Genomic DNA, 2,995 nt, shown 5'->3' with positions numbered 1-2,995 from the left:
CGGCGGGCTGGGCGTCGAGCGACCAGCCGCGCACCAACAGGGCGCAGACCGCGGCGGCGGCGGCGGCGAACAGCAGCGCCGGCGCGAGGCCGAGGCTCGCCCCCGCCCAGCCCCAGAGCACCGCACCCAACGTCATCGCGCCGAAGAAGCACAGCTGGTAGATGCCGATGGCGCGCGCGCGCACCCAGGCGGGTGTTGCGAATTGCGCCGCGGCCTGCAGCGTGCTGGCCGCGCCCAGCCATCCCGCGCCGAACAGCAGCATGGAGATGGCCGCCGGCAGCCAGTGTCCCGAGACGCCCAGCAACGCCAGCGCCACAGCCGAGACCAGCGAGAAGGCCGTGACCATGGCGCCGCGCGTGGGCAGCCGCGGGCGCAGCGCGGGCAGGGCGAAGCCGGTCGCCACCGCGCCCACGCCCATCACGCCGAGCATGATGCCATAGGCCTCGGGCCCCAGGCCGAGGCGCACCCGCACCACGAGCGGCAGCATTCCCCAGACCGCAGCAGTGAAGAAGAAGAACACGCAGGCGCGCAGGATGGTCGCGCGCATCGCCGGGCTGGCGGCGACGAAGCGCAGCCCGGCGCGGATGGCGCCCAGGAAGTGCTCGGGCGGCAGCGCGTTCGGCGGCGCCTCCCGCTTCCAGAACAGCAGCGCCAGCAGCAGGATGAGGAAGCACAGCGCGTTCAGCGCGAAGGCCGCTTCGGTGCCGGCCATGGCGATGGCGAAGCCGCCGATCGCCGGGCCCACGGCGCGCGAGAGGTTGAAGCCGATGCCGTTCAGCGCGATGGCCTGCACCAGGTCCTCGCGCGGGACCAGTTCCGGCGTGGTGGCGGCCCAGGCAGGAAAGTTCAGCGCATTGCCCATGCCGATGCAGAAGGTCAGCACCAGAAGTCCCCAGGGGCCGAGCACCCCCGCCCAAGTGAGCAGCGCGAGCAGCGCGGCAACCGACAGCACCCAGGCCTGCGCGCCGATCAGGTAGACGCGCCGGTCGATGATGTCGGCCAGCGCGCCGGCCGGCAGCGCCAGCAGGAACACCGGCAGCATGGAGGCCGCCTGCACCAGGGACACCATCACCGGGGAGGGATCGAGGCTGGTCATCATCCACCCCGCCCCGGTGTTCTGCACCCACAGGCCGATATTGGCGGCGAGGTTGGCCCACCACAGCATACGGAAGGCCGGGTGGCGGAAGGGCGTGAAGGCTGCGGGCATCAGCCGAGGGTGGCAGAGGCGGCTGCCGGGCGGGAAGTGATCTTCGCGCGCACCGGCAGTGCGCGCAGGGCGCGGTTGCCGGATGCAGGGGCGACACCACCGCGCGGGAGCGCGGCGGGCCAAGGCGCCCGGCGCCGAAGACGCGGCCGGCGCATGGCGCCCGCGGTCAGTCCAGCGTGGCCGCCGGCCCCGCGGGCCGTGCGGCGCGGTTCCACAGGCTGCGGATCTGCTCGCTGACGCCCACCGGATCGGGCACGCCGCGCAGCACGTGCAATTCCTCCGTGCGGCCTTCCATCGACTTCACGACCACGTCGCCGATGCCGACCAGGCGATGATACAGGCTCTGCTTCACCACCACGTCGCGGATGCGGAAGATCTCGATGTCGTCGCGCACCTTGGTCCAGAAGCCCGAGGTAACCGTGATGCGTTCGTTCGTAATGCGGATGCGCTGGCGCCCCAGGAAGGGCAGACCGAGCATCAGCACGCTCAGCAGCAGCCAGAGCGGCCCGTAGGACCGCTTCGTCTCGTGCGTCTCGAGAACAATCGTTTCGGACATGCGGGCACCCCTGCGACTGCATTCCGATTACGGGCTGGCGCGGCCGCCGGCAACGGGGAAGCGTTTCGCATGGACGGCGCCGGCGCGGCCACGCGACTTCCTGAGTTCACCACGGGGAAGAAGGAAATTCTTTCTTTGGACGGCATCTTGATGGGCTTTCTGGGAAATGTTTTTCCTTTCGTCCTGAAGACCCGCGCAGGAACGCCGCCATGCCCAAGATCCATGTCATCCACGAGAACGACGCCTGGCTCGGCCCCTTCCGCGACGCCTTCGCCACGCTGCGCATGCCCCATGAGGAATGGTTCCTCGACCGGGGCCTGCTCGACCTCACGCAGCCCCCGCCCGAGGGCGTCTTCTGGAACCGCATGTCCGCCTCCTCCCACACGCGCGGGCATGTCTACGGCCCGGAATACGCCGGCGCCGTGATCGAATGGCTGGAGGCGCATGGCCGCACCGTGGTGAACGGGCGTCGCGCGCTGCAGCTCGAACTCTCCAAGGTCGCGCAGTACCAGGCGCTGGCCGGATTCGGCATCCCCACGCCGCCGACGGTGGCCGTGGTGGGCGAGCAGCACATCCGCGAGGCCGCGGCGCGCATCGGCTTCCCGCTCATCCTCAAGCACAACCGCGCGGGCAAGGGGCTTGGCGTGCAACTGGTGCGCTCGGCCGCGGCACTCGAGGAAGCGGTGGCGCGGATCGCCGCCAGCGAGGACCCGCACGCTTTCCCGCGGGACGGCATCTGGCTGGTGCAGCGCTATGTCGCCGCGCCCGAACCCTTCATCACCCGCGCCGAGTTCGTCGGCGGCCGCTTCCTCTATGCCGTGCGCGTGGACACCTCGGAGGGCTTCGAACTCTGCCCCGCCGATGCCTGCGCCATCCCCGAGGGCGCCGCCTGCCCCGCGGTCGCACCCGGCGAGAAGTTCCGCATCCTGGACGGCTTCGCCCATCCGCTGATCCCGCGCATGGAGGCCTTCCTCTCGGCAAACGGGGTCGGCGTCGGCGCCATCGAGTTCATTACCGACGCAGCCGGCGACACCTTCGCCTACGACGTCAACACCAACACCAACTACAACCCGGAGGCAGAGCGCCGCGCCGGGATATCGGCGCCGCTCGCGGTGGCGCGGCACCTGGCGGCTCTGCTGCCGCGCGCATCGCAGGCGGCGTGACCATGCGCCGCCTGCTGCTGGCGGCCATCGCGGCCGTCGCGCTCGCCGCGCCGCTCGCCGCGCAGGAGG

General features: G+C 71.2%; 3 protein-coding genes. 1 reads left to right on the top strand and 2 read right to left on the bottom strand.

The features are described from left to right. Positions 1–1,207, bottom strand: a 1,207-nt coding sequence (locus tag HW578_RS24815) for an MFS transporter (protein WP_198373377.1), incomplete at its 3' end; no start/stop codon positions are given. Between the two features lie 166 nt (positions 1,208–1,373). Continuing rightward, a complete protein-coding gene (locus tag HW578_RS24810) occupies positions 1,374–1,763 on the bottom strand; it encodes a PH domain-containing protein (protein WP_198373376.1) in 390 nt (129 codons plus the stop codon). A 209-nt stretch (positions 1,764–1,972) separates the two neighbouring features. Between HW578_RS24810 and HW578_RS24805 the strand changes: the two genes are divergently transcribed. After that, a complete protein-coding gene (locus HW578_RS24805; RefSeq protein ID WP_198373375.1) occupies positions 1,973–2,926 on the top strand; it encodes an ATP-grasp domain-containing protein in 954 nt (317 codons plus the stop codon). Positions 2,927–2,995: the final 69 nt, after the last annotated feature.

Source organism: Roseomonas rosulenta, assembly GCF_016106005.1.
Classification (GTDB): domain Bacteria; phylum Pseudomonadota; class Alphaproteobacteria; order Acetobacterales; family Acetobacteraceae; genus Neoroseomonas; species Neoroseomonas rosulenta.
Note: the sequence above shows the minus strand (reverse complement) of the source record. Positions and strands in the feature narration are given on the sequence as shown.